The organism is Acinetobacter sp. SW-226 (assembly GCF_055632855.1).
The window spans coordinates 1,701,440-1,727,299 of sequence record NZ_CM145752.1 but is presented as its reverse complement, the minus strand read 5'-3'; the positions used below and the strand labels follow the sequence as shown (position 1 = coordinate 1,727,299).

General features: G+C 39.4%; 26 protein-coding genes. 7 read left to right on the top strand and 19 right to left on the bottom strand.

The genetic code is table 11. The annotated features are described in order from the left end of the window. Nucleotides 1-427: 427 nt before the first annotated feature. The 3 genes from ACZ8ZH_RS08355 to ACZ8ZH_RS08345 form a co-directional block, all read right to left on the bottom strand. Nucleotides 428-1,594: a fatty acid desaturase family protein gene (locus ACZ8ZH_RS08355; protein WP_119063463.1), complete on the bottom strand. Its 1,167-nt coding sequence runs from the start codon at nucleotides 1,592-1,594 to the stop codon at nucleotides 428-430. 12 nt (nucleotides 1,595-1,606) lie between these two features. Further along, nucleotides 1,607-2,635 carry a flavin reductase family protein gene (locus ACZ8ZH_RS08350; RefSeq protein WP_119063462.1) on the bottom strand — a complete coding sequence of 343 codons (1,029 nt, stop codon included), beginning with the start codon at nucleotides 2,633-2,635 and terminating at the stop codon, nucleotides 1,607-1,609. Nucleotides 2,636-2,863: 228 nt separating this feature from the next. Further along, entirely contained in the window at nucleotides 2,864-3,979 is a 1,116-nt protein-coding gene (locus ACZ8ZH_RS08345; RefSeq protein ID WP_119063461.1) for an S-(hydroxymethyl)glutathione dehydrogenase/class III alcohol dehydrogenase, read from the bottom strand. Nucleotides 3,980-4,097: 118 nt separating this feature from the next. Between ACZ8ZH_RS08345 and ACZ8ZH_RS08340 the strand changes: the two genes are divergently transcribed. Further along, nucleotides 4,098-5,651 carry a phospholipase D family protein gene (locus tag ACZ8ZH_RS08340; RefSeq protein ID WP_119063460.1) on the top strand — a complete coding sequence of 518 codons (1,554 nt, stop codon included), beginning with the start codon at nucleotides 4,098-4,100 and terminating at the stop codon, nucleotides 5,649-5,651. 258 nt (nucleotides 5,652-5,909) lie between these two features. Further along, nucleotides 5,910-6,347 (top strand): hypothetical protein, encoded by a 438-nt coding sequence (locus ACZ8ZH_RS08335; protein ID WP_119063459.1) that lies wholly within the window; start codon nucleotides 5,910-5,912, stop codon nucleotides 6,345-6,347. A 35-nt stretch (nucleotides 6,348-6,382) separates the two neighbouring features. Here the strand turns inward: ACZ8ZH_RS08335 and ACZ8ZH_RS08330 are convergent, their stop codons facing one another. The 7 genes from ACZ8ZH_RS08330 to ACZ8ZH_RS08300 all read right to left on the bottom strand — a co-directional run bounded on the left by ACZ8ZH_RS08330 (nucleotide 6,383) and on the right by ACZ8ZH_RS08300 (nucleotide 12,345). Then, a complete protein-coding gene (locus tag ACZ8ZH_RS08330) occupies nucleotides 6,383-6,976 on the bottom strand; it encodes a uracil-DNA glycosylase family protein (protein ID WP_119063458.1) in 594 nt (197 codons plus the stop codon). Nucleotides 6,977-6,984: 8 nt separating this feature from the next. After that, nucleotides 6,985-7,704, bottom strand: a complete 720-nt coding sequence (locus ACZ8ZH_RS08325) for an SGNH/GDSL hydrolase family protein (RefSeq protein WP_119063457.1) — start codon at nucleotides 7,702-7,704, stop codon at nucleotides 6,985-6,987. Nucleotides 7,705-7,957: 253 nt separating this feature from the next. Further along, on the bottom strand, nucleotides 7,958-8,281 hold the full coding sequence (locus tag ACZ8ZH_RS08320) for a pyrimidine/purine nucleoside phosphorylase (protein ID WP_086210062.1): 324 nt from the start codon (nucleotides 8,279-8,281) through the stop codon (nucleotides 7,958-7,960). A gap of 152 nt (nucleotides 8,282-8,433) precedes the next feature. Further along, entirely contained in the window at nucleotides 8,434-9,177 is a 744-nt protein-coding gene (locus ACZ8ZH_RS08315) for an SDR family oxidoreductase (RefSeq protein ID WP_086210064.1), read from the bottom strand. A 15-nt stretch (nucleotides 9,178-9,192) separates the two neighbouring features. Beyond that, nucleotides 9,193-9,891: a histidine phosphatase family protein gene (locus ACZ8ZH_RS08310; protein WP_086210065.1), complete on the bottom strand. Its 699-nt coding sequence runs from the start codon at nucleotides 9,889-9,891 to the stop codon at nucleotides 9,193-9,195. Further along, a complete protein-coding gene (locus tag ACZ8ZH_RS08305) occupies nucleotides 9,888-11,009 on the bottom strand; it encodes a phosphotransferase family protein (RefSeq protein WP_119063456.1) in 1,122 nt (373 codons plus the stop codon). The genes ACZ8ZH_RS08310 and ACZ8ZH_RS08305 overlap by 4 nt, the downstream gene beginning before the upstream one ends. Before the next feature lie 94 nt (nucleotides 11,010-11,103). Next, entirely contained in the window at nucleotides 11,104-12,345 is a 1,242-nt protein-coding gene (locus tag ACZ8ZH_RS08300; RefSeq protein WP_086210067.1) for an acyl-CoA dehydrogenase family protein, read from the bottom strand. A gap of 94 nt (nucleotides 12,346-12,439) precedes the next feature. On the opposite strand from ACZ8ZH_RS08300, the gene ACZ8ZH_RS08295 reads away from it, so the two are divergent. Together ACZ8ZH_RS08295 and ACZ8ZH_RS08290 are read left to right on the top strand one after the other, a co-directional pair. After that, entirely contained in the window at nucleotides 12,440-13,357 is a 918-nt protein-coding gene (locus ACZ8ZH_RS08295; RefSeq protein WP_110973985.1) for a LysR family transcriptional regulator, read from the top strand. A 518-nt stretch (nucleotides 13,358-13,875) separates the two neighbouring features. Further along, a complete protein-coding gene (locus ACZ8ZH_RS08290) occupies nucleotides 13,876-14,460 on the top strand; it encodes a lecithin retinol acyltransferase family protein (protein WP_470247904.1) in 585 nt (194 codons plus the stop codon). Here the strand turns inward: ACZ8ZH_RS08290 and ACZ8ZH_RS08285 are convergent. From ACZ8ZH_RS08285 to ACZ8ZH_RS08275, 3 genes are all read right to left on the bottom strand, one after another. Then, nucleotides 14,411-14,869, bottom strand: a complete 459-nt coding sequence (locus ACZ8ZH_RS08285; RefSeq protein WP_110973984.1) for an SRPBCC domain-containing protein — start codon at nucleotides 14,867-14,869, stop codon at nucleotides 14,411-14,413. The genes ACZ8ZH_RS08290 and ACZ8ZH_RS08285 overlap by 50 nt on opposite strands. Before the next feature lie 114 nt (nucleotides 14,870-14,983). Then, complete coding sequence (locus ACZ8ZH_RS08280; protein ID WP_110973983.1) at nucleotides 14,984-15,895, bottom strand: bestrophin family protein; 912 nt, start codon at nucleotides 15,893-15,895, stop codon at nucleotides 14,984-14,986. 108 nt (nucleotides 15,896-16,003) lie between these two features. Further along, nucleotides 16,004-17,722, bottom strand: coding sequence for a glutamine--tRNA ligase/YqeY domain fusion protein (locus tag ACZ8ZH_RS08275; protein WP_110973982.1), 1,719 nt, complete (start codon nucleotides 17,720-17,722; stop codon nucleotides 16,004-16,006). Nucleotides 17,723-17,955: 233 nt separating this feature from the next. Between ACZ8ZH_RS08275 and ACZ8ZH_RS08270 the strand changes: the two genes are divergently transcribed. Both ACZ8ZH_RS08270 and ACZ8ZH_RS08265 read left to right on the top strand, forming a co-directional pair. Then, nucleotides 17,956-18,465, top strand: coding sequence for a peptidylprolyl isomerase (locus tag ACZ8ZH_RS08270; RefSeq protein WP_110973981.1), 510 nt, complete (start codon nucleotides 17,956-17,958; stop codon nucleotides 18,463-18,465). Nucleotides 18,466-18,554: 89 nt separating this feature from the next. Beyond that, on the top strand, nucleotides 18,555-19,274 hold the full coding sequence (locus tag ACZ8ZH_RS08265; protein WP_086210239.1) for a UDP-2,3-diacylglucosamine diphosphatase: 720 nt from the start codon (nucleotides 18,555-18,557) through the stop codon (nucleotides 19,272-19,274). 66 nt (nucleotides 19,275-19,340) lie between these two features. On the opposite strand, the gene ACZ8ZH_RS08260 is transcribed toward ACZ8ZH_RS08265, so the two are convergent. Next, nucleotides 19,341-20,150, bottom strand: coding sequence for a helix-turn-helix transcriptional regulator (locus ACZ8ZH_RS08260; protein WP_086210074.1), 810 nt, complete (start codon nucleotides 20,148-20,150; stop codon nucleotides 19,341-19,343). 138 nt (nucleotides 20,151-20,288) lie between these two features. Then, the gene (locus tag ACZ8ZH_RS08255) at nucleotides 20,289-20,810 is read right to left on the bottom strand and encodes a YbhB/YbcL family Raf kinase inhibitor-like protein (protein ID WP_228147013.1); all 522 of its coding nucleotides are present in this window, start codon (nucleotides 20,808-20,810) and stop codon (nucleotides 20,289-20,291) included. Nucleotides 20,811-21,148: 338 nt separating this feature from the next. Between ACZ8ZH_RS08255 and nfsB the strand changes: the two genes are divergently transcribed. Further along, the gene (nfsB, locus tag ACZ8ZH_RS08250) at nucleotides 21,149-21,802 is read left to right on the top strand and encodes an oxygen-insensitive NAD(P)H nitroreductase (RefSeq protein ID WP_119063455.1); all 654 of its coding nucleotides are present in this window, start codon (nucleotides 21,149-21,151) and stop codon (nucleotides 21,800-21,802) included. 316 nt (nucleotides 21,803-22,118) lie between these two features. Here nfsB and ACZ8ZH_RS08245 read toward each other — a convergent pair whose 3' ends face one another. The 4 genes from ACZ8ZH_RS08245 to ACZ8ZH_RS08230 all read right to left on the bottom strand — a co-directional run bounded on the left by ACZ8ZH_RS08245 (nucleotide 22,119) and on the right by ACZ8ZH_RS08230 (nucleotide 25,843). Continuing rightward, entirely contained in the window at nucleotides 22,119-22,976 is an 858-nt protein-coding gene (locus ACZ8ZH_RS08245; RefSeq protein WP_086210078.1) for a solute carrier family 35 transporter, read from the bottom strand. Nucleotides 22,977-23,069: 93 nt separating this feature from the next. Then, the gene (gene fba / locus ACZ8ZH_RS08240) at nucleotides 23,070-24,107 is read right to left on the bottom strand and encodes a class II fructose-bisphosphate aldolase (RefSeq protein ID WP_086210079.1); all 1,038 of its coding nucleotides are present in this window, start codon (nucleotides 24,105-24,107) and stop codon (nucleotides 23,070-23,072) included. A gap of 121 nt (nucleotides 24,108-24,228) precedes the next feature. Next, a complete protein-coding gene (locus tag ACZ8ZH_RS08235; protein ID WP_086210080.1) occupies nucleotides 24,229-24,504 on the bottom strand; it encodes a hypothetical protein in 276 nt (91 codons plus the stop codon). A 148-nt stretch (nucleotides 24,505-24,652) separates the two neighbouring features. Beyond that, nucleotides 24,653-25,843 (bottom strand): phosphoglycerate kinase, encoded by a 1,191-nt coding sequence (locus ACZ8ZH_RS08230; protein WP_110973977.1) that lies wholly within the window; start codon nucleotides 25,841-25,843, stop codon nucleotides 24,653-24,655. Nucleotides 25,844-25,860: the final 17 nt, after the last annotated feature.

Genomic DNA, 25,860 nt, shown 5'->3' with positions numbered 1-25,860 from the left:
ACATATTGTTTAAAAAAGAAATCAAGCAAAGTCATAAATATAAATTAAAAAAACAAAGAAAAACAAATGTGAAGTGACGTTGCGTGATTGCCATCACACCATGCATCATATACAACTTATATGAGCCTATACCAATGAAAAATTGCAACATTTACACAAATCCGACAAATAAACAAAAGCGATATTTGAAATTAAACTCACCCTATCCTTGCTGGGGAAAAGAGCATATAAAAAAAGTAATAAAATTTAAATAATAACAACTAGATAAAATAAAATTTCAAACATGCAGACAGATCACTGATTATTTTTAGTTAGAATGAAACATTATTTATCAGTATTTTATGCGCTAATTTTGAGCAAAAAAAGAAGTCTAATTGGTAGATCCATTCCAATTAGACTTTTACTGAATTAATGCATTTTAAATACATTAATTCAGTAGCGCTTTCTTCAATAAATTTAGATTGTGTTTAATAAATGAAAATGTATTTTCATTCTTCGCATAGCACTGGTTTGGTAATGAATATTTCGCCAATTTTGTCCAAACAGATGAAAACTGTTTTATAAAACTGGCTTCATTGTAATGAATCCCATAATCCGCACATAATTCTTTAACTTTTGGGGCTACTTGTGCGTAGCGATTTGCAGGCATATCTGGAAAAAGATGATGTTCAATTTGATGGCTCAAGTTGCCACTTAAGATATGGAGCCACTGTGTTCCAGTAAAGTTACTCGAACCTCGAATTTGACGCAGATACCACTCGGCCCGTGTTTCATTGTCAATATTGTCCATTTCAAAATTTTCAGCGTCTTCGGTAAAGTGACCATTAAAAATCACCGCGGATGCCCACAAGCTACGAATAACATTCGCTACAGCATTTCCTGCAAAGACAGGCAATGCATTTGGCCCAGCGATGATGGGGAAAAAGACATAGTCTTTAATCACTTGGCGTTTCATCTTCTGTCTAAAATTATATGACTCTACCCAAACTTCACGCCATGTTTTGGTTTTATAAGCGACCACATCTTCGATATGCAGATTTTGTATGCCAACGTACCACTCAAAAAATACCATCAACTGAGCAGCTAAAGGCAAATTCAGCAAAAAGCGAGGTTCCCATTTCTGTGCATCACTCACACGGACTAAGCCATAACCGACATCATGATCCATCCCGACAATGTTGGTATAGGTATGATGGATGTAATTATGTGTATGCTTCCAGTCGGGACCTGTGGCCATAGTATCCCAATCATAATTGCTACCATTGAGACTCGGATCATTTAGCCAGTCAAACTGACCATGCATGACATTATGCCCAAGTTCCATATTTTCTACGATCTTAGATACCCCCAATAAACCTGTGCCCAAAAGCCATACTGGAGGTAACCACCCTGCAAACATGAGCATTGCACGTGCGCTTATTTCGCTATAGCGGACAAAATTTCGGATTGTGTAAATATATTCGGCATCTTTTTCATTGAGGCTTTCCATCACTTCACGGCGGATCGCTTCAACCTTTGAGCCAAACTCTTCGATTTGTGCAGGACTTAAATATTTAGATTTACTGCTTTCACTAAAATATACGGGAAGATTCATATCTATACCTTCTTAAAGGTTAATTACAACAGGACTAACCGCCTGTGAAATGCATAACTTAATTTGAGTGTTATTGTTTTGATCCAGTTCACCTGTGAGTAGATTACGCACCACACCCTGAACTTTGGTACATGAACAAGTATTACAAATCCCCATACGACAGCCATGTGCGGGACGTAAACCCGCCTGTTCGGCACTTTCTAATAAATTGCTTTGAGCTTGAAACTGTTGCTGCGAACGTTGAAATGTGACCATTTGAGCGTTCTGAGTGTGATCGACAGTAATTTGAAAGTATTCGGTATGCAGATGGTCAATTAAGTCTAAAGCCAGATAGATTTGTGTCAGACTTTGCATCATATTGGCAGCACCGCAGGCATAACATTCGCGTTGTTCAAAACATTCAACCTTTTGGCTAAGCAAGTCTTGGCTCAGATGTTGTTTATCCAGCAAGGTATTTATATGATGATATTTAAACTGCGGATAATGTTCCGCTAAACGTTGCAGTTCTACGTGAAAGGCATCATCCCGCGTAAAGTAAATTAGATCAATATGGGAAACTATTTGTGTTTGTTTTAATGCAGCATTAATCAATGCGTAAATTGCAGTAATGCCACTTCCAGAGGCAATCATCAGTGCAGAATGAGGCTGTGTTTTTAAAACAAATTCACCCTGCGATTGGGAAATTTCAACTACACTTTTTTCGAACTGCTGAGTAAGCGTATTTGAGACTTTTCCCTGTTTTTTTACAGCAATCACAAGATTACCATTGTCTAAAATTTCAACAATCGAATAGCTACGTTGCCAACGTACACCACCTATAAGCACCGTTACTAAGATGCTTTGCCCAGCTTGATAACCAGCGACTTTAAAATGACGATTTGGCTGTAACTGCATGCACACGAAGTCATCTGACAAATGATACTTTGCAACAATCTGTGCTTTGGCCTTTTTCCAAGCCCACAGCGGATTTACTTTTTCAGCTAGAAAATCCACAAAATCTTCTCGAACCCATTCTGGATGGTACTCAATATGCTTTCCCATAGTCACCCTCTGATCTAAATTTATTTTTATACAAGTGTGCATTATTGAATCATCAAGATACGGTTAGAAGTTGTTTTCAGCTATGTCATAAAAGGACAAAATCTAACAAATTGACATTTTCTATCATTTTTGTCTAACAATATGAACAGTTTTGCCACCCCACTTTTCGTTTCATTAAAAACAAAAAAACCAAGCCTAAGCTTGGTTTTCTAAATGTATTACACTGAATTAGTCTTCAAAATGAATCACTGTACGGATAGATTTGCCATCATGCATCAAATCAAACGCTTCATTGATTTTGTCGAGCCCCATAGTATGAGTGACAAATGGAGCTAAACGAATGTCTCCACTCATTGCTTCTTCAACCATACCCGGCAGTTGTGAACGACCTTTTACACCGCCAAAAGCAGTCCCTTTCCAAGTACGACCAGTAACCAGTTGGAACGGACGTGTTGAAATCTCTTGGCCTGCACCTGCTACACCAATAATCACCGACTGGCCCCAACCACGGTGTGCACATTCCAATGCTGAGCGCATGACATTGGTGTTACCAATACATTCAAATGAGTGATCAACCCCCCAACCTGTCATTTCAACAATCACTTCCTGTACAGGACGGTCATGGTCTTTTGGGTTTACAAAATCAGTTGCCCCGAATTCTGCTGCTAATTTATATTTGTCAGGGTTCGTATCAACCGCAATAATACGACTGGCTTTAGCCTTTTTTGCACCTTGTACAACAGCTAGACCAATACCACCTAGACCAAAGACAGCAACGGTATCGCCCTCTTGTACTTTGGCTGTATTTTTGACTGCACCTAAACCAGTGGTCACGCCGCAACCCAATAGGCATACGTGTTCTGGGTTAGCTTCTGGATTGATTTTAGCCAAAGACACTTCTGCGACAACAGTATATTCAGAGAATGTTGAACAGCCCATGTAGTGATAAATCGGTTGTCCATTATAAGAAAAACGCGTTGTACCATCTGGCATCAAACCTTTACCTTGAGTTGCACGAACAGCTACACATAAATTGGTTTTACCTGACTGGCAGAATAAACACTCGCCACACTCAGCTGTATATAGTGGAATAACATGATCGCCCGGCTGAACGCTAGTGACACCGTCACCCACCTGAACCACGATACCCGCACCTTCATGGCCTAAAACCGCAGGAAAAACACCTTCAGGATCATCACCAGATAAAGTAAATGCATCGGTATGGCAAACACCTGTATGCGTAATCTTGACTAAAACTTCACCCTTTTGCGGTGGAGCAACATCAATTTCTACAATTTCCAGAGCTTGTCCTGGTCCAAAGGCAACGGCCGCACGTGATTTCATTTTCGCTATCCTTAACAGCTATTTAACAGATGAGCTACAGTAACCGCTTTTTATTCACGGTTTCAACCTATAACATGTGAAATATATAACTTATAAAAATTAGGTCTTTAAAACCAATATGCAGATATCAACTTTTTGTAGACCACTAATTGTACTGAGTACAGCTTTTACACTCGCGGGATGCCAACTCGCCCCCAATCAGGCTAAGCCCTCAGCCCCAGTCGAAGTTTTTGCACAGCATTGGCTCAATGAGCAAGACGTATCTACACAGCAAAAGCAAGGGCTTACAGCCTATTTGGCGCTTGATGAGGCTTTCATGAGTATTGCTTCACGTCTACATTTGATTCGCGAAGCTAAACACAGTCTGGATGTTCAATACTATATTTGGGGGGATGACTTTATTGGTCATATGATGTTACATGAACTGCTAAATGCTGCGGATCGTGGTGTAAAAGTACGTTTATTAATTGATGACCAAAACGGCACTGCATTAGATGAAACGTTCAAAACATTAGTCGCTCATCCCAATTTTGAAATTAAATTGTTCAATCCTTACAAATACAGACATTTACGTGTGATTGATTATGCTTTCCGCTTCAAGCACATCAACCATCGTATGCATAATAAACTTATCATTGCCGATGGCGCCATTGCCGTAACTGGTGGTCGTAACATCAGTAGTGAATACTTTGACGCCAGTGAAAACTTCCAATTTACCGATTTAGACATTTTGTTTTATGGGCAAGCTGTAGAGCAAGCCAATCGTGTATTTCTAGACTTTTGGAATGATGACTTAAGCTACGCTGTACCACAATTAATCGGTCAAGGAACTCAACAAGCGCTGACTGATTTAAGACAACATTACGAAGCTGATGCTTTAGATAAAAACGTTATTGAGCGAAAAATTGATCGGGCACGATCAGAAGTCAATACAGAGCTGAATCAACACCCTGTAAATTGGGCTAAAGCACATTTTATTGCAGACTCTCCCAATAAAATTCGTGCGAATGCAAAGCCTCATGAAATGATTGTCAATCAAATGTTTAATTTGATGGGCAAGCCCGAACAGCATATGGAGTTAGTTTCAGCTTATTTTGTTCCAACAACGGCTGGTACGGAGTATCTTTCAAGCCTTGCGAAAAATGGTACTCGCGTTCGCGTTCTGACCAACTCTTTATTTGCCAATGATGTGGCAATCGTTCATGCATTTTATAAAAAATATCGCCACGATTTACTTAAAAATGGCGTAAAGCTGTATGAGTTTAAACCTTATATTGAAAGAGAAAATCGAACATGGTATGAAGTTGCTACAGGTAATGTGATTCCAGCAAAAGGCAGAAGCTCATCTCGATTACATGCCAAATTTTTTGACATTGATGGGAAAGTATTCATTGGCTCATTTAACTTCGACCCGCGTTCAGCTCATTTAAATACAGAAGTGGGCTTAGTCGTGGAGTCGGATCAATTACAAAATGCAATTTCTGAAAAGTTAGATCAGTATTTGCCTCATATAGCCTATGAATTAAAACTCGATAAACAAGGGCAACTCATTTGGCTTGACCGTCAAAGAGATGGCACTATTATTGAACACCATAAAGAACCCGAAACAACCAAATTCCAAAGATTTATGATGAAAACTGTCTCATATTTACCTATTGAATGGATGATGTAATGACAAAGAGATGACGATCAAACCTTTTAACTCACTTACTCCGACTCACTATACACTGCACAAAGTCTTCATATTGATCATTTGGTTTAAAAATAAGTTGAACTAAAAGCCAAATGTAGTGAACGTTATGAAAAAATGAGCCCAAACTCATCTTATTTAATACTTAAATTCGCTCATAGCTTTGAAAGATTTTACTCACTCCAGACTTTGATTTAACATATCCAACTTTCGTTATATCCCTCCTTTTAAAGCTCAGTAATGCAATTTTTTGATTTAAGCCAACAGTTTAATTTAAGCAATATTTTAACCCCATATAAAACACTTGATGATTTGGCTAAGCAAGAGTGGGTTCTAAGTAAAGTTCGTGTAGAGCATGATTGTTTAAGTGATCAAGACGATATAGAAGGACAAGTGGTTTTAAAGTCCAACGAAAATATTCAAATCGAACTCGAATGGCTCATCCAAGATACTGGACATGAACTATTGATCCAGTTTAAAGGAATAGAAACGCCAGTAACCGAAGAAACCTTTGTTCTCATCAAAGGTGCCCAGTTAATAGATGAAAGTCGGAGTCCTCTTTCCTCAAGTGCACTCAGTCTCTGGCTAGATGGAATTTTATTTCCCTTACTACCACAACTACGCCAGCAAATTAAAGCACGATTGAATCTATGGGACTATGTTGAATATGATAATTAATACAAATCATTTATCCATCAGATCAATAAAATGACTTAAAGTAAGCCTATTTCTTTAAATAAGCATTGATAAGCATCAGCTTTTTTCTCTAAAGCCAAAGGATAAGCGCGCGAAGAGGATGGCATGCGATACAGACTCAAGTCTCGTCCTGCAAAATGTGTCTCAGACTTCATTCCAATTTGTGGTTTTAAGGTCCCATTAGGCATAGACAGCATGAGCGTATCAGTGGCTTTATCACCGGTGGTCATGACATTACGACACTCGGGCATTTGTTTAAGTAAATGTTGTAGATTAGTCGGGGTAACGATTTGTAGAAACTTATCCGAAGCATTGCCTTTTTGGCGGATCACTTTATAGGCTGTATCAAATATCGCAATACCTCGTTCATTTAAAAAAGTACGGATTTGTTGTTCTTTAAATGTCTTCTGCTCGATATTGAGAAAATAGTTTTTATCTTGAAAAAAACACAGACCGAATATTTTCCACATATCATTTTGAAAATTTGGATAATAAAAATCCATTTTCCAGCGTGTTTTCGGTGGAGGAAAACTACCTAGCATTAATAATTTGGCATTCTGTGGTAAAAACGGTTTGAGTGGATGTGTTTCAATTTCAACTGAGGTCGTCATAAATTATTTTAAACCCGTTCAAAATGCTGACGTATTTTTTCAGCTACTTGTTTGCCCCATAGCTGATAAATTTCTTTGCTCGGGTGAAAGCCGTCCTCTGCCATATCCAAATTCAGATTTTTAAATTTCTCTAAATCGTATTCAATCCAATCCATCTGCTGTTCTTGCGCAACAAATTGACTGAGTTTTAAATTCATCGCTTTAGCGTATTGACCAAATAACCATGCAAGTGGGTTTGGCAGTGCAGGAAACTGATCCATCGGAGGTACTCCCGATGCAATCGTCAGTTGTGGGCTAAATTTATGTTTGAGTATTTGATAAAGTTGTTTCTGTTTTACGATCCAAGCCCGTGGCGAGGTAAATTTTGTAATGTCATTGACACCGACAGAAGTAATAATCACATCAAAATGCCGTGTCTCAAGTGTTTGAACGGCATGAATGACTTGATCTGTGGTGAAGCCAGTCGTTGCATGTAAATAAAATTGAATACTAAATTCAGATGACAGCTCAGTTAAAATTGAACCCAATAACGCATCATCCTGCACATTTACACCAACACCTGCTGCCGCTGAGTCACCCAAAATGAGTAATGACAGTGTTTTGCCTACACCCTTTTTTCCAACGCGCTCACCAATTGGCTCGGGCAGTCGTGGTGTATTTTTTTTTACTTGGTAACCCTGTAAAAGAATGACAGGAACTAAAACAAGTGTATAAATTTTTAAGCGCATGTGAGCTAACTAGATCTTCGGTAGCCTAAATATAAAAACAGTATACGTTGAATTGAATCCATGCAAAGAATGAAAAACTGTAAAGTTAAAAAACATATTTAGAAAACTGCCATAACACACAAAGTAAACATGTGGCAGTTCCTACATTCAAATTCACTATTTTTAATATATGAACAACCATAAACATGCTAGTCGAGCAATTTAACTCTCAGTAGATCAAGTCAAAAATCCATCTCTTTTCAGCTTATTTTTTTTATTTTTCTAAATGACAAATATAATCAACCACTTCGCTTGCCATCATACTAAAGCGACTATTGGCAGGCACATCAAAACTTTCACCCGCATGATAAAGCATCATCTCAGTCTGTAACCCAATTTTGACTTGGCATTGACCTGAAACAATTTCAATATGTTCCGCAACATGTGTTTCAAAAGTTAAAGGTTGATCTGTAGGCAAAATAACCCCTAGGGTCTTTTGTGAACCATCTTCACATTGAATGACATGACTGATTGAGCGCCCACCAAAGTGAACATTGGGTTTCTTTCTTACCGAAACAAAGTCGAACTGATTTGACATCTTCATCACCTCTTTTCTTCAATGCTACACTGATTTTATGACTAACTCATGAATCCATTCAAATGCTCATCTGACATAACAGTATTTGTTTAAGAATGCCCTGACATTGTTCAAGATAAAAAGGCTGATTTACAGCCTTTTTATCTCAAGGATTAGCCCAGTTTATTAACCAATTTCAGTGGTAAAACTTTCATCGCTAAACCGAGCGGTAACCAAGGCCATTTAGGAACATAGGCTTTTACTGGAGCTTTTTCAATTTCTGCTGCCAAGAGTCGTGAACCTGTTTTTTCATCCACTTCAAAAGGCAGTGGTTTAGCACCCTCGTTGATTTCTGTACGAATATAGCCAGGGAAAATCGTGGTGACTTTGATTGGGGTATTCAGCAGTTCGGCACGGATCCCTTCAGCCAAATGTGCAACACCTGCTTTACTTGCACCGTATGCTGTCAAATGTTTCGGCATACCACGGACTGCACTCATAGACGAGATAACAACCAAATGTCCTGCATTTTGCTCACGGAAAATTTCAACCGCAGCTTCACACTGTGCCAAAGCTGAAATAAAGTTGGTTTCTACCGTAGCTTTATTAATTGCAAAACTTCCTTTACCAATACGACGCCCATCACCAATTCCAGCATTGACAATGACTCGATCTAAATGACCAAAGTCTTGTTTAAATGCGCGAAACACTTCGAAGACTTGTTCATAATTGGTCACATCTAAAACTTTAGTTATGACTTTTACCCCGTACTGGCTTTCAAGTTCTTGCTTTAAGCTTTCAAGACGTTCCAAGCGCCGTGCACAAATAGCCAAATTGTAGCCTTTCTGCGCAAATTCGCGTGCCATACCTGCACCAATACCAGAACTTGCCCCTGTAATTAAAATTGTTTTAGCCATGTCTTAATCCTTCCCTTAGATCCATGTCAATAAGTTTGAGTTTTCGGCTTTAATAAAATGATGTTCATTGAGGCTTAACAGTTGTGGTTCATTCCCTACCAAGCGCAAAGTGGTCATACTACTGTTGGCAATGGCCCAATTTAAAGCGAAGGTTTTATTTGGACTCAGTCCTAACAGCTTACCAGCCACCACAGAAATCACACCGCCTGAAGTAAACACCACAGCATAGCGCGGTTTCGTTTGGGCCAGTTCATCACACAAATCTTGTAAAGCACCTTCAATACGACTTTTAAAAGCAGGCCACGATTCATCATATTCATGATGATAGTCACCACCTGTCCAGCGTTCAATTGCCCCTTCAAATATCTTGGCCAAATAAGCACGTGGATTGGATTCTTTGGCCACATCAGCTTTGAGTAAGTGCGGCTCATTAAAACGCGGTTCATAGTGAGCAAAGACTTGCTGATGATTAAACTCATTCCATGCAGAATTGGTCAAAACATCCACTTCAGGAAAACATTCCGCCAAAGAAATACACGCGGTTTGCTGATGTCGTTGCATAGAGCCAGACACCGCTACAGGTGCTTCTTTTAAAATTTGATCAAAATATTGACCCAAAATTTTGGCTTGCAACTCTCCATTTGGTGAAAGTTGGTCATAACTTTCAGCACCAAAAGATGCTTGTCCGTGGCGAATGAAATAAATAGTGGTCATTTACCTAAAATTTCCTTCATTTTGACAATATATTTTTGTGCCACATCATTGGCCTCAATTTTCTGTAAACCAATCAGTTTGAGCGCGCGAATGTGTAAAGCATGAATGACTATCCAAAAATCTTTAAAGGCAGGGTTATTGGTCTGTTTATGGTGATAACGATAATAAATCTGTTGTGCAATTACAGCTAAACGGAAAATGCCAAAGACTTCATAGAAAGTCCAATTGTCCGTTTCTAAGCCTGTTTTTTCTAAATAATAATCCACCACTTGTTTACGTGTGAACATTCCCTTTAAGTTAGTCGGCTGGCGACGTGTCGCTTTAAACAAAGCATTGTCAGATTCTTCAACCCAATAAGCCAAAGCTGATCCCAAATCCATCAAAGGATCACCTAAAGTCGCCATTTCCCAATCTAAGACACCAATAATTTGCGTCGGATGATTCGGATCTAAAATGACATTATCAAAACGCCAATCATTATGAATCACACAGGTTTTTGAATCCGCAGGAATGTTGTCTTTGAGCCAATTCCGCACATATTTAAATGAAGGCACATTAATGGTTTTGGCTTTCTGAAAGCGTGCATCCCAACCTTCAACTTGACGGCGGCAGTAACCCTCACCCTTACCTAGGTTTTCCAGTTCTGTGCCTTGATAAGGTACTTGATGCAACTCGATGAGTTTATCAATCACATTGACACATAACTCACGAACTTGGGTTTCACTGAAATTCAACTCTCTAGGTAAATTAGCACGTGGAATAATGCCTTCTACGCGTTTCATTACATAGAAGTCACAGCCAAGAACAGATTCGTCCTGACACAATGCAACCATTTCAGGTAAAACAGGATAAAACGGACTTAAGTTCTTCTGTACATGATATTCACGTGCCATATCATGTGCAGATTTGGCTTTGGTCCCTTTAGGCGGGCGACGTAAAATCAGGTCAAGATTGTCGTATTTCAACCGATACGTCCAGTTCGATGCACCACCAGAGTATTGTGTCACCTCGACCTGCCCTTGTAGATCGACACCTTGTGCTTTAAGCCAATTTTCCACAGCTACAGCGTCTAGTTCTTCACCTGCTCGAACTGTTCCACCTACATCAATCGCTGACATTTTCTTTTTCCCAAACTATCAATCTTTTCTTCACGTTTTAGAAGATCATCTATTCTTTTTAAACTGCGAACCAAATAGATGATCTATCCCACTCTTATTTTTTACGACGTGTACTATGTCCACGTTTTGCTAACTCTAATTTGGCAATCATGCCTTTATGCACTTCATCTGGTCCATCTGCCAAACGCAGTGAACGTGCTTGAGCAAAGAAGCCAGTCAAAGGTGTATCTCGTGATACTCCTGCACCACCGTGAATTTGAATGGCCATATCGACCACTTTTTCAAGCACACTTGGTGCAACCACTTTGATGGCAGAAATTTCTGTTAATGCCGCCATATTCCCTAAAGTATCCATTTTATACGCAGCATACAAGGTTAATAAACGTGCTTGATCAATCGCAACACGTGCATCTGCCACACGCTCAAGGTTCCCACCTAGTTTTAAAATTTCTTTGCCAAATGCAGTACGGCTCATCCCACGGTCAATCATTAACTCTAAAGATTTTTCCGCAGCCCCAATACAACGCATGCAGTGATGAATACGTCCAGGCCCTAAACGACCTTGCGCAATCTCAAAACCTTGACCTGCGCCACCAATAAAGTTAGAAACAGGTACACGAACATTATTAAAGCTAATTTCGCCGTGACCATGTGGAGCATCATAGTCACCAAAGACTGGTAACATCCGTTCTATTTTGACTCCAGCAGTTTCAACAGGCACTAGAACCATCGAATGTTGATGGTGGCGATCTTTGGTTTCATCGGGTGTATGCGCCATAAAAATAATAATTTTGGCATTTGGGTCACCTAAGCCTGAAGACCACCATTTACGTCCATTTAAGACAATTTCATCGCCTTCAATCACAGCTGTCGCTTGCATATTGGTCGCATCAGATGAAGCAACAGCAGGTTCTGTCATACAGAAAACAGAGCGAATTTTTCCATCTAGGAGTTGAGTCAACCATTGTTGCTTTTGCTCTTCTGAACCATAACGCCATAATACTTCCATATTGCCACTGTCAGGTGCATTACAGTTAAATACGGTCGGCGCAAGAAGACTCCGACCTGTGAGTTCTGCAATGTGAGCATACTCTTGTACGGATAGACCTTGGCCCAACTCTGGACACGGCAAAAACATATTCCATAAACCCGCAGCTTTTGCTTTTGCTTTTAGCACTTCAAGTTGTACAGGCCACTGCCATTTAGTCCAGTCCCCACCTTGATTGAGCTCATGTACTTCATGCCAGAACTCGGTTTCAATAGGTTCAATTTCATTTTGAATAAATTGTTTAGTACGTTGTACATAATCTTGAGCACGTGCTGATAGTTCAAACATGACGACTTCCTTCGATATATTTTGATATTTTCGCTTTACATCAACATAACCTGAAAACTAATATGAACAAAATGATTTTATTTTATAGACAAACATGACTAATATTCATAGTAAGTCCCCTATCGACATGGGACTTTTTCATCGTATTGATATTAATTTATACCCACTTTTTATTGCCATTTATGAGCAAAAAAGTATTTCAAAAGCAGCGCAGATCTTGTCGATTACACAATCTGCGGCAAGCCATGCCTTGCAACGCTTACGGGGGCATTTAAAAGATGATTTGTTCGTTCGTTCGGGCAGCCAAATGCTTCCAACCCCTTTTGCCGAGCAAAGTTATCCCATCATTAAAAGTGCTCTAATTGCAATTCAAAGTATCTCTATTCAGCAGCAAAGCTTTGATCCAAACATGGTAAACAGCTTAAAAATTGCCATTCATGATGAAATCGAACCTATTATTTTCCCAAAGTTAGTTGCTCACTTTCAGAAACTTGGCTTAAGTATTCAATTCGTAAGTAGCAAACTCGACCGCAAAACAGTCGATGCTGATTTGGTTTCTCAGCAAATTGATTTTGTGATTGACTTAGAGCAAAATTTTGGTGAAAGAATTCAATTTAATAGCTTAGTTAAGGACCAATTTGTCGCATGCACACTACTTAAACAGATTGATGCGAATACTTACTTGGCTGCCCCGCATATTGGTGTGTCTTCGCGGCGTACTGGCGTTTTGGTTGAAGACATTTATTTAAATCGGAAACAACTATCTCGGCAGGTCTTTTTACGCTGTCAACACTATTCCACTGCATTGCAAATTTTAGAGCAATACCCCAATGCAATTTTAACGATTCCTAAAAATATTCTGACTCATCTCAATATCTCCCCGTCTCTCAATATTTTTGATGTACCTATTGAACTGCCGAAAATGAATATTGGTATTTATTGGCATAAGAATTTGTCTGAGAATAAAAGACATCTTTTTTTGAAATCTGAAATTTTTAAAATTTTTGCTTAGGCTATTTGTTATTATATTTTTTGCTTAGGCTATTTTATAGAGTCAACCTAACCCGTATATAGATGCTTAATAGAAAGATTTTTTTGTACCTTGATTAACAAAACTATCATCCATTGGTTTAGTTTATTCATTATCGAGGCCGTGACAAAAAATTGTATCTGTATCCTAAATCACCATGTCAGTGTTCATGGTGAGACCGTATGGATGATGTAGTTGTGAATGTAGATAGATGTAAAAGTAGGCGATGAAATATGCATATTAAGCTTTGGTTGGAATCAAAGCACACACATCAGCTGTTGTTTTTTATAAAAATTATCTTAAATTATAAGCCTTCAGCTTTGCTTTCCAGACTGCATATCTAATGAAAACATGACTTGAAATTTGATGCTAATTCGCTTTATTGAATAACAGTATCGTAAACTCAGATCAAAGCTAATCCTACTAAATAGTCGCTTATTCGAAGCAGAAGCTTTAAAATAGAGATAAAAGACAACTGTAATGAATTAGCACATATAGGTATGCAACAACAAAAACCACACTATCCTTTGGGAGCTCATCTCATAGTCAAGCATTTTGGCTATACGCATCACGGCATCTATGCTGGGCGTGGGCGTGTGATTCATTATTCAGGTTTTGCTCATCTTTTTAGAAAGCATCCCATTGAAATGACCTCGATTGAAAATTTCAGTCATGGACGTAAAATTATTGTTAATCAATACCAAAACCCCAAATATAAAGGCCGTAAGGTTGTGCGACGAATGCGGTCACGTATGCATGAAAACAACTATCATCTTATTATTAACAACTGTGAACACTTGTGTACCTGGGCCATTACGGGCGTTGAAAGCAGCCCACAAGTCATTAAGATGATGAACCGACTGACGACTATTGGTTACGTCAGTTCTGTAATGAGCTTTATGAACAGTCTCATGTTAACGCTCACCACGACCTGTTTTGCTTTGGTACTCTATATCAAGAAAAAATTACGTGATAAAGCCAAACGGCAGATTGGTAGCTATCTTGAGTTTAAAGAACAACGCTCTAAAAAAATCACTAACGCGAACGAAGTTGAAATGGCGGAAACTTATCTTCAACCAAATTGAGTTGAATATCATACTCTAACCAAGCTTTCGCACCATCAAGCACGGTCGTAAAACCACCCGTAGCATCCATCACGTAATGCATCAACTCATTGCCCTGAAGCTCAATGTCATAGTTTCGAATCATGACATAGGTATTCATACTGTCGATTTGCTCAAATACGAAGTCAACTTTGGTTTTAGGTGCTCCCCATTCAATACTAATAAGTTCATGCTCAACGACTTGTAATACATGAATAGAGTGCGTAATTTGGTATTTATCCCATGTCCAATCCACAACAGCCCCTTTTTCAATATAACCCGATGACTGACTGAACCAAAATTTAGTGGTAATGAGTGGGTCAACGAAAGCATTAAACACAATATTCACAGAACGCCGAATCAACATTTGGGTTTCAATTACTGTAGTCATTTTTATATCCTAATCATTTTTAAGCTTAGTGATAGCACATCTTAATGAACCAAGAATATCGAAGAATTGTTATGGCTTAGATGATGCCGATCTTCTCTTGAGTATTTGTTTTAGTTAACGCAGATTCGCTTTATGTGGACTCATTTCGGGAGGTAGAGGATGTTTGAGAGAGCTGAGCATTTCACGTTCTATTCCACGAACAATTGCATCCAAAGCCAAATCGTTTTCCTGAAGCCCAAAAGGTTCTTCTAACTCTGCACTTAACGCATCTAAACCTAAAACAAGATAAGCAATTAATGCCACGATCACGGGTGACCAGAAACCTAAACTGGAACTTAGGCTAAAGGGCAAAATCACGCAGAAAGAATACACGGCGCGATGTAATAGAACGGAATAAGAGAATGGTAATGGCGTCGATGAAATACGATCGCAACCTGCATGAATATCTCCCATTGCAACTGTATGCTGGCGTAAACCACTGTAAATAATGTCGCTAATTTCTCCTTGCTTATAAAGGACGGTCAAATCTTTTTGTGCAAGCTCTAATACGTATTGAGGTTGATTTGAATGATTCTTTAACACTTGCCACTCTTTATCTTTGAATTGTGTTTTTTCTCGATAATGTTCAAATGCATAGCTTTGTTTGCGTAAACGGTCACGGAGTAAATGACTAAATAACATGACGCGATACATTAAAACTTCACGCGCTGTATCATTTAATACATAGCTATCACGAATTATATGTCTCGAATTGGCAATCAATGCACCCCACAGCTTGCGCCCCTCCCACCAACGGTCATAACATGCCGTATTTCGAAAACTTAAAAATATAGAAAGAATCACACCAAACACGGTGAAACCAATAGTTGGTACCGCAGGAACAGAAACAAAATGCTGTGTAGATAAATAAACCAATAGCGTTGAGATCAGAACACCAACCATTAGTGCAGGAAAAACCTTGGGGAGTATGGTGCCACGCCATGCAAAGAGTAATGCAAAACTATTGGTTTTATCTCGAACAATCACAGTTCATTCCTATTGATTTCGCTACGAAAAGGCTCAACCGAAGTTGAGCCTTATATCTATTTCCACATCCATAAAAGCATAGCTTTATTTAGTGTTTAAGCAAAAGCCTTATTTCGGCTTAAAACTATCTTTTAAGTCCAAAATACGGTTAAACACTGGTTTATCACTGCTATGGTCGTACTGATCTGCAACAAAATAACCTTCACGTTCAAACTGGAAACGTTCTTCAGGCTGTGCTTGTGCAAGTGCAGGCTCAATCACTGCTTGTACAGTTTTCAATGACTCAGGGTTGAGATGTACAAGGAAATCATCATCCGCATCAGGTGCTGCTTCGTTAAATAAACGATCATAAATACGGACTTCAGCTGGAATACCTTTAGTCGCAGATACCCAATGAATCACACCTTTAACTTTACGACCTTCAGGATTTTTACCTAAAGTTTCAGGGTCAATTGAACATTTCAATTCAACCACTTCACCGTTTTCATCTTTAATTACTTCATCGCACTTAATCACATAAGCATGACGTAGACGAACTTCACCACCCGGAATTAAACGCTTGAAGCCTTTTGGTGGTTCTTCTTCAAAGTCTTTACGGTCGATATAAATTTCAGATGTTAATGGGATCACACGCTCACCCATGTCTACATTTGGATGACGTGAATGAGTTAAATCTATATCGTTAGGCAAATTTGTGAGTGTGACTTTGAGTGGATTCAATACTGCCATACCACGAGCAGCTGTATTTTCCAAAGACTGACGGATGCAGTATTCAAGCATTGCAACATCAACAATACCATCTGACTTCGATACACCTACACGCTTACAGAAGTCACGTAGACCTTCTGGGGTAAAACCACGACGTCGCATACCGACAACCGTTGGCATACGTGGGTCATCCCAGCCATTAACATAACCACCTTCAACCAATTTACGTAATTTACGCTTAGAGGTAATAGTGTAGTCTACATTTAATCGACTCGACTCATACTGACGTGGTACTGCTTCCGAGTGAACTTTTTCAACCACCCAGTCATAAAACGGACGGTGGTCTTGGAACTCTAGGGTACACAATGAGTGAGTAATCCCTTCAATTGCATCTGATAATGGATGCGCATAGTCGTACATTGGGTACATTTTCCATTTATCACCTGTTTGGTGATGCTCTGAATGAAGTACACGATACAAAATAGGGTCACGCATATGCACATTTGGAGATGCCATATCAATCTTGGCACGCAGAACAGCTTCTCCTTCTGCAAACTCGCCATTGTTCATTTTTTCAAAACGGGCAAGGTTTTCTTCAACTGAAGTATCGCGGTAAGGCGAGTTTTTACCCGGCTCAATAAAGTTACCACGGTTCAAACGAATTTCTTCAGGTGACTGCAAATCAACATAAGCATCACCCTGTTTAATCAGTTGAATCGCCCATGTATGGAGTTGATCAAAATAGCTTGATGCATAACGCGGTTCACCATTCCATTCAAAACCTAACCACTTAACGTCATTGGCGATCCCATCGACATATTCTTGTTCTTCTGCATCAGGGTTGGTGTCATCAAAACGGAGGTTGCAAGAACCATCAAACTCATTGGCAATACCAAAGTTTAGGCAAATCGCTTTCACGTGGCCAATATGTAAATAACCATTCGGCTCTGGTGGAAAACGTGTGACAACTTTTTGCGTACGTCCTTCGGCCAAATCTTCGGTAATCACTTGGCGCACAAAGTCTAAGCCTGGCTGTTGTTCTTGCTGCGCTGCGACAGAGGCATTGTTACTTGGTGTCGGGTTATTTGGCAGTGTTGAAACAACATCATTCGGCTTCATAGTTTAAAAATCACTTTGATGAAAAAATTGAGGAAAAATAGGCTGTGCTACATCAGCATAATTCTAACCGATCTATCGGCTAATTTATGAATATTTTACAGCCCCTTAAACGATATTTGATCTATTTTACAAAGAAAATAACGTTTTTACTTGCCTTGTAGTTTACAGTTTGCTTATGCTTCTCACAACCAAAAAACCCATGGCTTTGATGTCCATGATCAGGAGATTACACAATGAGTTTTCCTCAAGTCGAATTAAACACCAATAAAGGTCGTATTGTTCTTGAACTTAACAACGAAAAAGCACCGATTACTGTTGCTAACTTCTTAGAATACGTACGTGACGGTTTCTATGACGGCGTAATTTTCCACCGCGTGATCGACGGCTTCATGATCCAAGGTGGTGGTATGGATGAAAACTTCAAAGAAAAAGCAACACGTGATGCAATTGAAAACGAAGCTGATAACGGCTTAACCAATGACCTTGGTACAATTGCAATGGCACGTACACAAGCACCTCACTCGGCATCTGCCCAGTTCTTTATTAACGTGGGTAACAACTCGTTCCTTAACCACTCGGGCAAAACGGCTCAAGGTTGGGGTTATGCAGTTTTCGGTAAAGTAACTGAAGGCCTAGACGTAGTAAACGAAATTAAAGGCGTTCGTACTGGCAACCGTGGCTACCATGCTGACGTTCCACTAGAAAACGTTGTAATTGAATCTGCTAAGATTATTTCTGAATAAAAATCCCTCCTAACCTCCCTTTAAAAAAGGGAGGAAGTCCCTCTTTTTAAAGAGGGATTTAGGGAGATTAAATTAAAATGGAAACTTCCGTGACCTATTTGTTTATCGCCGATTTACACTTGTCACCAGATCACCCTCGACTCATTCGAGGGTTTTTAGATTTATTAGATGCTTATAAAAACAAGAATACCCAGCTGTATATTTTAGGTGATTGGTTCAACGCATGGATTGGCGACGACTACACAGCTCCTTGGCTAGATGAAATCGTAAGTGCGCTACAACAATTTTCAAATGCAGGCAATCATATCTACTTCTTAACAGGTAACCGTGATTTTGCTCTTGGACAAACATTTCTTGATCAATTCAATGGGGAACTTTTATCTGAGATCACGACACTTCATATTGCAGGGAGTATCATTCGTATTGAACATGGTGACCTACTCTGCACGGACGATATATCTTATCAGCGTTTCCGGAAGATTATTCGAAACCCACTATTGCTGAAATTATTAAAAAATACACCTCTCAGCTTTAGACAAAAACTAGCCAACGGCTTCCGTAAAAAAAGTCATCAAGCACAGCAGTTGAAAAGCTATGAAGTGATGGATGTGAATCAAGACGCGGTTCAAACAGCCCTAAAAAATGTCGATTTACTCATCCATGGACATACTCACCGTGCCAATATTCATGATGTCGAAAGTAAAAAAAGAATTGTACTTGGTGACTGGAAAGAAGATTCTGCTCAGATTTTAGAAATTGACCCGACACAAAATGATCATGCATTGTATTTAAACACGTGGCGGTATTAATCATCTTTTAAACATCTAATCCAAGCACACTATGTCGCCATTAACTTAAAGTACTACAATGATTCATTACTTATGTGTCCGTGTTTTTCTAAGTTCGGTGGGTGTAATTCCAAATAACTGTTTAAATTTACTGGTAAATTTTGATTGTGAATGATAGCCGCATTGCTCTGCAATTAGTCCTATTGGTTCCATTGTTGTTTGTATCAAATGTAAACCATACCCTAGTTTGGTTTGGCGAATCAAAGATAAAATATCAATTTCTTCGGCAATAAGTTTTCTTCTTAAGGTCGATTCACTCATTGCAAGTTGCGTTGATACCCGCTTCATATTCCATGCAATACTCACATCATGACTGATAATGTCATGTATTCGATGCCCAAGAGAAGGATTTCTCGCAATCGCGCCCACATCTGCATACCCTAAACAGTAAAGTAGCTGTAGTATTTCCTGCCTTCTAAAGTGCCACGTCTCAGGTGGGGAGACGAGTGACCATTCAATCAATTGCATTAACGTTGTTTTTAAAATATCGTGTATTTCCCCTTGAAAATAATTTTTCTGACTCACCCCTGCATGTTTGAATTGAACAAAATCCTGATAATCAAACTCTATAAGCACTGCAACATATTCATCATGTTCATTTGGAATATTTCTCATATCTATTTTTGGGCTATTCGATAAAAATACAAAGGAGCCTTGTGGGCATACAATCTCACCACTAGAGCCGAGCTGCTTTTCACCAGAAAGTACAAATATGATTAACGGTTTTATAATCGGAGCACTCAATATAAGTTGCTCTTGTTTAGATGAATACAACGAAAAAGGTAATTTTTTCTTTTCATTTACGAGTTTTTTTACTAACCCTAATACTTCTTGCATACATCAATAATCATATTAATTTTTGATAAAATACAACCTAATGTGAATAAAGTCATATTAAATTCAAATTTTCCCAAAAACACTGTCTAAAGCAGAGTAAATGCTTGAAACAGTGTGAGATGTATTTGGCTATATAGATTAATCACGCTGATATAAAGCAGTTATTGTGCTGGAAGCCAGAGCATTTGCTCGAACCATATACCCTGTTAAAGCACCTGATGCATTTTCAGGTAGATCCAACTTCTTAGATAAAGCAAAAACTGTAAATTGATAACGATGTACACCATGTCCTTGGGGTGGGCATGCACCGCCAAAGCCTGCTACACCATAATCGTTTTTAATACTTAGGCTTCCCTTCGGCGCCAAGTTTCGACTAAGATCACCTGCCCCTGTCGTTAATACAGTCACATCTTTCGGAATATTAACAATTTGCCAGTGCCACCACCCACTCCCCGTTGGAGCATCGGGGTCATACGCTAGAACAGCAAATGCTTCCGTTCCTTTTGGCGCGCCATGCCAAGAAAGTTGTGGTGATAGATTTTGACCATTACACCCAAACCCTTGAAACTCCTGAGCTTGACTCATTAATTGATCTTGTGAAATATCGGTACTTTTCAGTATGAATTCATCGGCCCAAGATGTTGCACCAATACCCAACATACAACTAGAAATCAATAACTTAAAAAATAAATGACGCATATAAGATAACCCTATTGTTATACCTCTTGATATGTAAAGTATAAAATATCTAAATCCAGTCACTTATCCCAAAACCTAGCAACTTTTATCCTTTTAGGTGTCAAATACAAATCAATTTAAATCAATTGCCATAAGCCCGATAGATTACGGCTATCCCAACCATTAACGTTTTACAGTGACCAAGAGAAAACTTATAGATATAAAACAACTCTAAGCCATTGCGAAAAATATGCTGAAATTGGACCTAAAACTTATTTTATCTATTACAATTATTTTAAGTTCAATTTGACTGATGACTAATGGACACTCTGATTACTGCAAAAACACGATATACAACTAAAGCTTATGACCCGAATAGAAAGATCCCTCATGAACAGTTTGTTCGATTATTAGAAATTCTCCGCTTAACGCCATCATCTATTAACATCCAGCCTTGGCACTTCTTCATTGCAGAAAATACAAACGCCAAAGAGCGAATTGCCAAAGCATTGGTGGGTAAATATGCATACAATGCACCCAAAGTTTTAGATTCATCACATACCATTTTATTTTGTACTAAAGCCGACATTTCTGAACAGCATTTAGAAAATTTACTTCATCAGGATGAGCTCAACGGACGTTTTAAAGACGATGCCGCTAAACAAGGACAAAAAGACAGTCGCTCTGGTTATGTAGACTATTATCGTAATGAAAAAGGCGATATTCAGCGTTGGGCGGAAAACCAAACCTTTATTGCTTTAGGCCAAATTCTATTAGCAGCCGCTAGTGAAAAAATTGATGCAACACCGATCGGTGGCTTTGATGAGTCAATCATTAGTGAAGAACTCGATTTAGCTGCGAAAGGTCTAATTCCCTCTGTACTACTCACATTGGGCTACCGTAGCGATGCCGACTTTAATGCCCAATTACCCAAGTCTCGACTAAACAACGTAGATATTTTCACGCAGCTGTAATGATAGCTATATATAAAGAAGGGACTCTAAGTCCCTTCTTTATATTTTAGGTCTGAAAATTGCTTATTTATTTTTAAGCTAAATCATTTCAATCTAAACAAAACAAAAATAGTGAGGTTACTGATGTCAGTTACACCGTATATGCCAATGAAGTTTGAGTGTGCTCGTTGCAATAAAATCTATTTACGTCAGTATGAAAATAAAATACATACCCATTACCCTAACTGTCCCCGTTGTGAGCAACCAGGTTTATTACTCGGTATTGCTGTGCTTGAAGATCTACTCAAACACCCTCAGTCTTTTGTCCGCAATTTTTTTAAACAGACATTGCATAAGCTAAACAAACTACACTGGTAATACCCAATACAAGTCCAATCGCTGTTGCGGGCTTCAGCTTTTCTTTAAATAAAACCAGTCCGCTCAGCACACCTAAAAGTACCACCATAATATTCATGCCCGCAAAAACCACCGCAGGGCTGTCCTTGAGTAGCAGATGTGCTTTGACATACAGTGCGATATTGGCAAAGTTCAACACGCCAAGACATAAACCAGCCACAACGTTTTTGGTTAAGCCGACATTTTTTGTGGTCACGGCAACATAGCTAACTGACAATAAAAATGCACAAATAAACATCAGGTTTAATGCAACAGAAAATTGGACACCTAAGCCTGTAGTATATTTGAGTAAAATGTCTATCAGCGCATAACCAAACCAAACAAGTGCTAAATACCATACAGCCTGCTTTTGCCCCTCTCCGCCACCCGATGCATTGGTAAATAAAATGCACATCACGGCAGCAAGACCTAACCCTACCCCAACAATTTTCAGCTGATTAAACTGTTCTTGAAAAATAAAATAAGCCGCCAATAAGGACAAAATTACCGATAAGCGTTGTGCGATTTCTGTTTTGACAATACCTGCATATTGCAAAGACTTGGCTAAAAATAAAAATACACTCGGCAACAAGACACCGAGGGCAACAATTAACCACCAAGGCGTATTTGAAATAGAAACGTGGCTAAGGTCAGGTTTAAACCAGAAATAGCACAACAAACTGGCTGAAGCATAGTTCCAGCTGATCATCTGAATTGGATCAAAGCCTTTGTTTTTACCCCATTTTAAAAGAATGGAGACCACCACACTACAACAGGCCGCAGCAAATATCAGTTCCATAGCACACTCTTATTATTGTCGCCTTGAATATAAACACACATAGAAAAGCCCACATCAAGGTGGGCTTTTCCAATATAAATCATTCAAAATGAATTATTTATAATGTTCAACCATTTTCTCTAAAGAAATTGGACGAATCTTGTCAGCATTGCCCGCTGTACCAAATGCTTCATAACGGTCAACACAAATTTGTTTCATTGCATCTACAGTTTTTGCGAAGAATTTACGTGGGTCAAATTCACTTGGTTGTTCAGCCATCATACGACGCATTGCACCTGTTGATGCTAAACGCAAGTCTGTATCAATGTTGATCTTACGAACACCGTGCTTGATTGCTTCAACCAGTTGTTCAACAGGAACACCATAGGTTTCTTTGATGTCACCGCCATACTGGTTAATGATCGCTAACCATTCTTGAGGAACAGAGCTTGAACCGTGCATAACAAGGTGGGTATTTGGAAGCGCCGCATGAATTTCTTTAATGCGGTCAATCGCCAAAATATCGCCTGTAGGTGGACGTGTAAACTTATACGCACCATGTGAAGTACCGACTGCAATTGCAAGTGCATCGACATTGGTATCTGCAACGAACTGACGTGCTTCTTCAACAGAAGTAAGAAGTTGAGAATGATCGAGTACACCTTCAGCACCCACACCATCTTCTTCACCCGCCATACCCGTTTCAAGGCTACCTAAACAACCGATTTCACCTTCAACTGAAACACCGCATGCATGCGCCATTTGTACTGTACGACGTGTTACATCAACATTATATTCATAAGTTGTTGGTGTTTTACCGTCTGCACCCAATGAACCATCCATCATCACTGATGAGAAGCCCAATTGAATTGAACGTTGGCAAACGTCTGGATCTGTACCGTGGTCTTGGTGCATTACCACTGGAATGTGTGGCCATTCTTCAATTGCTGCCAAAATAAGATGACGTAAGAATGGAGCACCTGCATATTTACGCGCACCCGCTGATGCTTGTACGATAACAGGTGAATTTGTCGCATCTGCTGCAAGCATGATTGCGCGCATTTGTTCTAAGTTGTTTACGTTGAATGCTGGTACGCCGTAAGCATGTTCGCCGGCGTGATCCAAGAGCTGGCGCAATGAAATAAGAGCCATAATGTCCTCCCAGTTGATGCGACATATTCTACATGGTCAAAGGTTTCAATTCAGCAACAAATAACACTATTTAAAAAAAATCCCCGCAATTGCAGGGACTTTTTACAAATTTCACATCTAATTAATGTGCTTGAGCCGCTGAAGCTTCTACCGCAGTATCCGCTGTTGCAGCATCGGCTGGTGCATTTGCGACTTCAGCAGGAATATCTTTATTCTTTTCATCTAATACTGGCTGATCAATCGCATCAATTGCTGCTTGTTGTTCAGCTGTTACAGCTTCTTCAACTGCTGCTGTTTCAGATGCTGCAACGGGTTGTTCTGGTGCTTCATTTTTCTTACAAGCAGTCAAAGCTAGTGGTGCTAACAAAAGTGCAGCAAGAGTCATTTTTAAATTCATAATGTTTTCCTAGAACAGATGATTTAATGCCCTGTAGTTTATTTCAGCAATATTTCATTTTCATGACTAAATGATGAATAGATTTGTTAAGCCCATAAAAAAGGTTGACCTAAGTCAACCTTTTTTACAACAACTTTAAACAAGATACTTATTGTGCACGTTCTAGTAATGCTGCAACTGCTGGAAGGGTTTTGCCTTCGACAAACTCAAGGAAAGCACCACCACCAGTTGAGATATAACCAATTTTGTCTGCAACTTCGTATTTATCAATAGCAGCTAAAGTGTCACCACCACCCGCAATCGAGAAGCCAGCCGATTCAGCAATCGCTAAAGATAAAGTTTTAGTGCCTTCGCCAAATTGATCGACTTCAAACACACCGACTGGGCCATTCCACAAGATCGTTTTTGACGTTTTTAGAATGTCTGCAAATGCTTTTGCGGTTTCTGGGCCGACATCCAAAATCATGTCATTGTCAGTCACATCTTCAACTTTTTTCACGACTGCTTTAGCAGCAGCCAATGAACCCAAGAAGTCTGCAAAATCAATTTCAGAAGCATCCGCCACGACAACATCCGTTGGAAGCGGTACAGAAACTTTTGCAGCAATTGCTTTTGCGGTGTCAATCAAATCATTTTCACACAATGATTTACCGACATTGAAGCCTGCTGCTGCCAAGAACGTATTGGCAATCCCGCCACCCACAATCAACTGATCGCAAATATCAGAAAGTGATGTCAACACATCCAACTTAGTCGATACTTTAGAACCCGCAACAATCGCAACCATTGGCTTTTCAGGCGTTTGTAATGCGCGACCTAAAGCATCAAGTTCAGCTGCAAGGAGTGGACCTGCTGCTGCAACTTTTGCTAAACGTGCTACACCTTCAGTTGATGCTTCTGCACGGTGCGCTGTACCAAATGCATCCATTACAAATACATCACAAAGCGCCGCATATTTTGCTGCAAGTTCTGGGTTGTTTTTCTTTTCACCTGCGTTAAAACGGCAGTTTTCAAGGAGTACCACTTGACCTACTGTAACGTCAACGCCATCGAGATAGTCCGTCACTAATTGAACGTCTTGACCCAATGCTTCAGTCAAATATGCAGCAACAGGTGCTAATGATTGTTCTTGTTTTGGCTCACCTTCAACAGGACGACCAAGGTGAGAGTAAACCATTACGGCTGCGCCTTGTGCTAACGCTGCTTTAATTGTTGGTAAAGCGGCACGTAAACGCGCATCACTTGTAATCACACCATTTTTAACAGGAACGTTTAAATCTTCGCGAATAAGAACACGTTTACCTGTTAAATCGAGGTCAGTCATACGCTGAAAATTCATGTAGAGCTCTCTTTCTA

Coding starts and splice junctions, on each gene's coding strand:
- ACZ8ZH_RS08305 (WP_119063456.1), bottom strand. CDS start 11,009: ATGTCAGCGATTGATGTAGGTGGAACAGTTCGAGCAGGTGAAGAACTA.
- ACZ8ZH_RS08290 (WP_470247904.1), top strand. CDS start 13,876: ATGCAACAACAAAAACCACACTATCCTTTGGGAGCTCATCTCATAGTC.
- nfsB (WP_119063455.1), top strand. CDS start 21,149: ATGGACACTCTGATTACTGCAAAAACACGATATACAACTAAAGCTTAT.
- ACZ8ZH_RS08355 (WP_119063463.1), bottom strand. CDS start 1,594: ATGAATCTTCCCGTATATTTTAGTGAAAGCAGTAAATCTAAATATTTA.
- ACZ8ZH_RS08310 (WP_086210065.1), bottom strand. CDS start 9,891: ATGACCACTATTTATTTCATTCGCCACGGACAAGCATCTTTTGGTGCT.
- ACZ8ZH_RS08325 (WP_119063457.1), bottom strand. CDS start 7,704: ATGCGCTTAAAAATTTATACACTTGTTTTAGTTCCTGTCATTCTTTTA.
- ACZ8ZH_RS08255 (WP_228147013.1), bottom strand. CDS start 20,810: ATGTTGGGTATTGGTGCAACATCTTGGGCCGATGAATTCATACTGAAA.
- ACZ8ZH_RS08275 (WP_110973982.1), bottom strand. CDS start 17,722: ATGAAGCCGAATGATGTTGTTTCAACACTGCCAAATAACCCGACACCA.
- ACZ8ZH_RS08270 (WP_110973981.1), top strand. CDS start 17,956: ATGAGTTTTCCTCAAGTCGAATTAAACACCAATAAAGGTCGTATTGTT.
- ACZ8ZH_RS08295 (WP_110973985.1), top strand. CDS start 12,440: ATGACTAATATTCATAGTAAGTCCCCTATCGACATGGGACTTTTTCAT.
- ACZ8ZH_RS08340 (WP_119063460.1), top strand. CDS start 4,098: ATGCAGATATCAACTTTTTGTAGACCACTAATTGTACTGAGTACAGCT.
- ACZ8ZH_RS08235 (WP_086210080.1), bottom strand. CDS start 24,504: ATGAATTTAAAAATGACTCTTGCTGCACTTTTGTTAGCACCACTAGCT.
- ACZ8ZH_RS08330 (WP_119063458.1), bottom strand. CDS start 6,976: ATGACGACCTCAGTTGAAATTGAAACACATCCACTCAAACCGTTTTTA.
- ACZ8ZH_RS08335 (WP_119063459.1), top strand. CDS start 5,910: ATGCAATTTTTTGATTTAAGCCAACAGTTTAATTTAAGCAATATTTTA.
- ACZ8ZH_RS08320 (WP_086210062.1), bottom strand. CDS start 8,281: ATGTCAAATCAGTTCGACTTTGTTTCGGTAAGAAAGAAACCCAATGTT.
- ACZ8ZH_RS08260 (WP_086210074.1), bottom strand. CDS start 20,150: ATGCAAGAAGTATTAGGGTTAGTAAAAAAACTCGTAAATGAAAAGAAA.
- fba (WP_086210079.1), bottom strand. CDS start 24,107: ATGGCTCTTATTTCATTGCGCCAGCTCTTGGATCACGCCGGCGAACAT.
- ACZ8ZH_RS08285 (WP_110973984.1), bottom strand. CDS start 14,869: ATGACTACAGTAATTGAAACCCAAATGTTGATTCGGCGTTCTGTGAAT.
- ACZ8ZH_RS08300 (WP_086210067.1), bottom strand. CDS start 12,345: ATGTTTGAACTATCAGCACGTGCTCAAGATTATGTACAACGTACTAAA.
- ACZ8ZH_RS08345 (WP_119063461.1), bottom strand. CDS start 3,979: ATGAAATCACGTGCGGCCGTTGCCTTTGGACCAGGACAAGCTCTGGAA.
- ACZ8ZH_RS08350 (WP_119063462.1), bottom strand. CDS start 2,635: ATGGGAAAGCATATTGAGTACCATCCAGAATGGGTTCGAGAAGATTTT.
- ACZ8ZH_RS08230 (WP_110973977.1), bottom strand. CDS start 25,843: ATGAATTTTCAGCGTATGACTGACCTCGATTTAACAGGTAAACGTGTT.
- ACZ8ZH_RS08315 (WP_086210064.1), bottom strand. CDS start 9,177: ATGGCTAAAACAATTTTAATTACAGGGGCAAGTTCTGGTATTGGTGCA.
- ACZ8ZH_RS08245 (WP_086210078.1), bottom strand. CDS start 22,976: ATGGAACTGATATTTGCTGCGGCCTGTTGTAGTGTGGTGGTCTCCATT.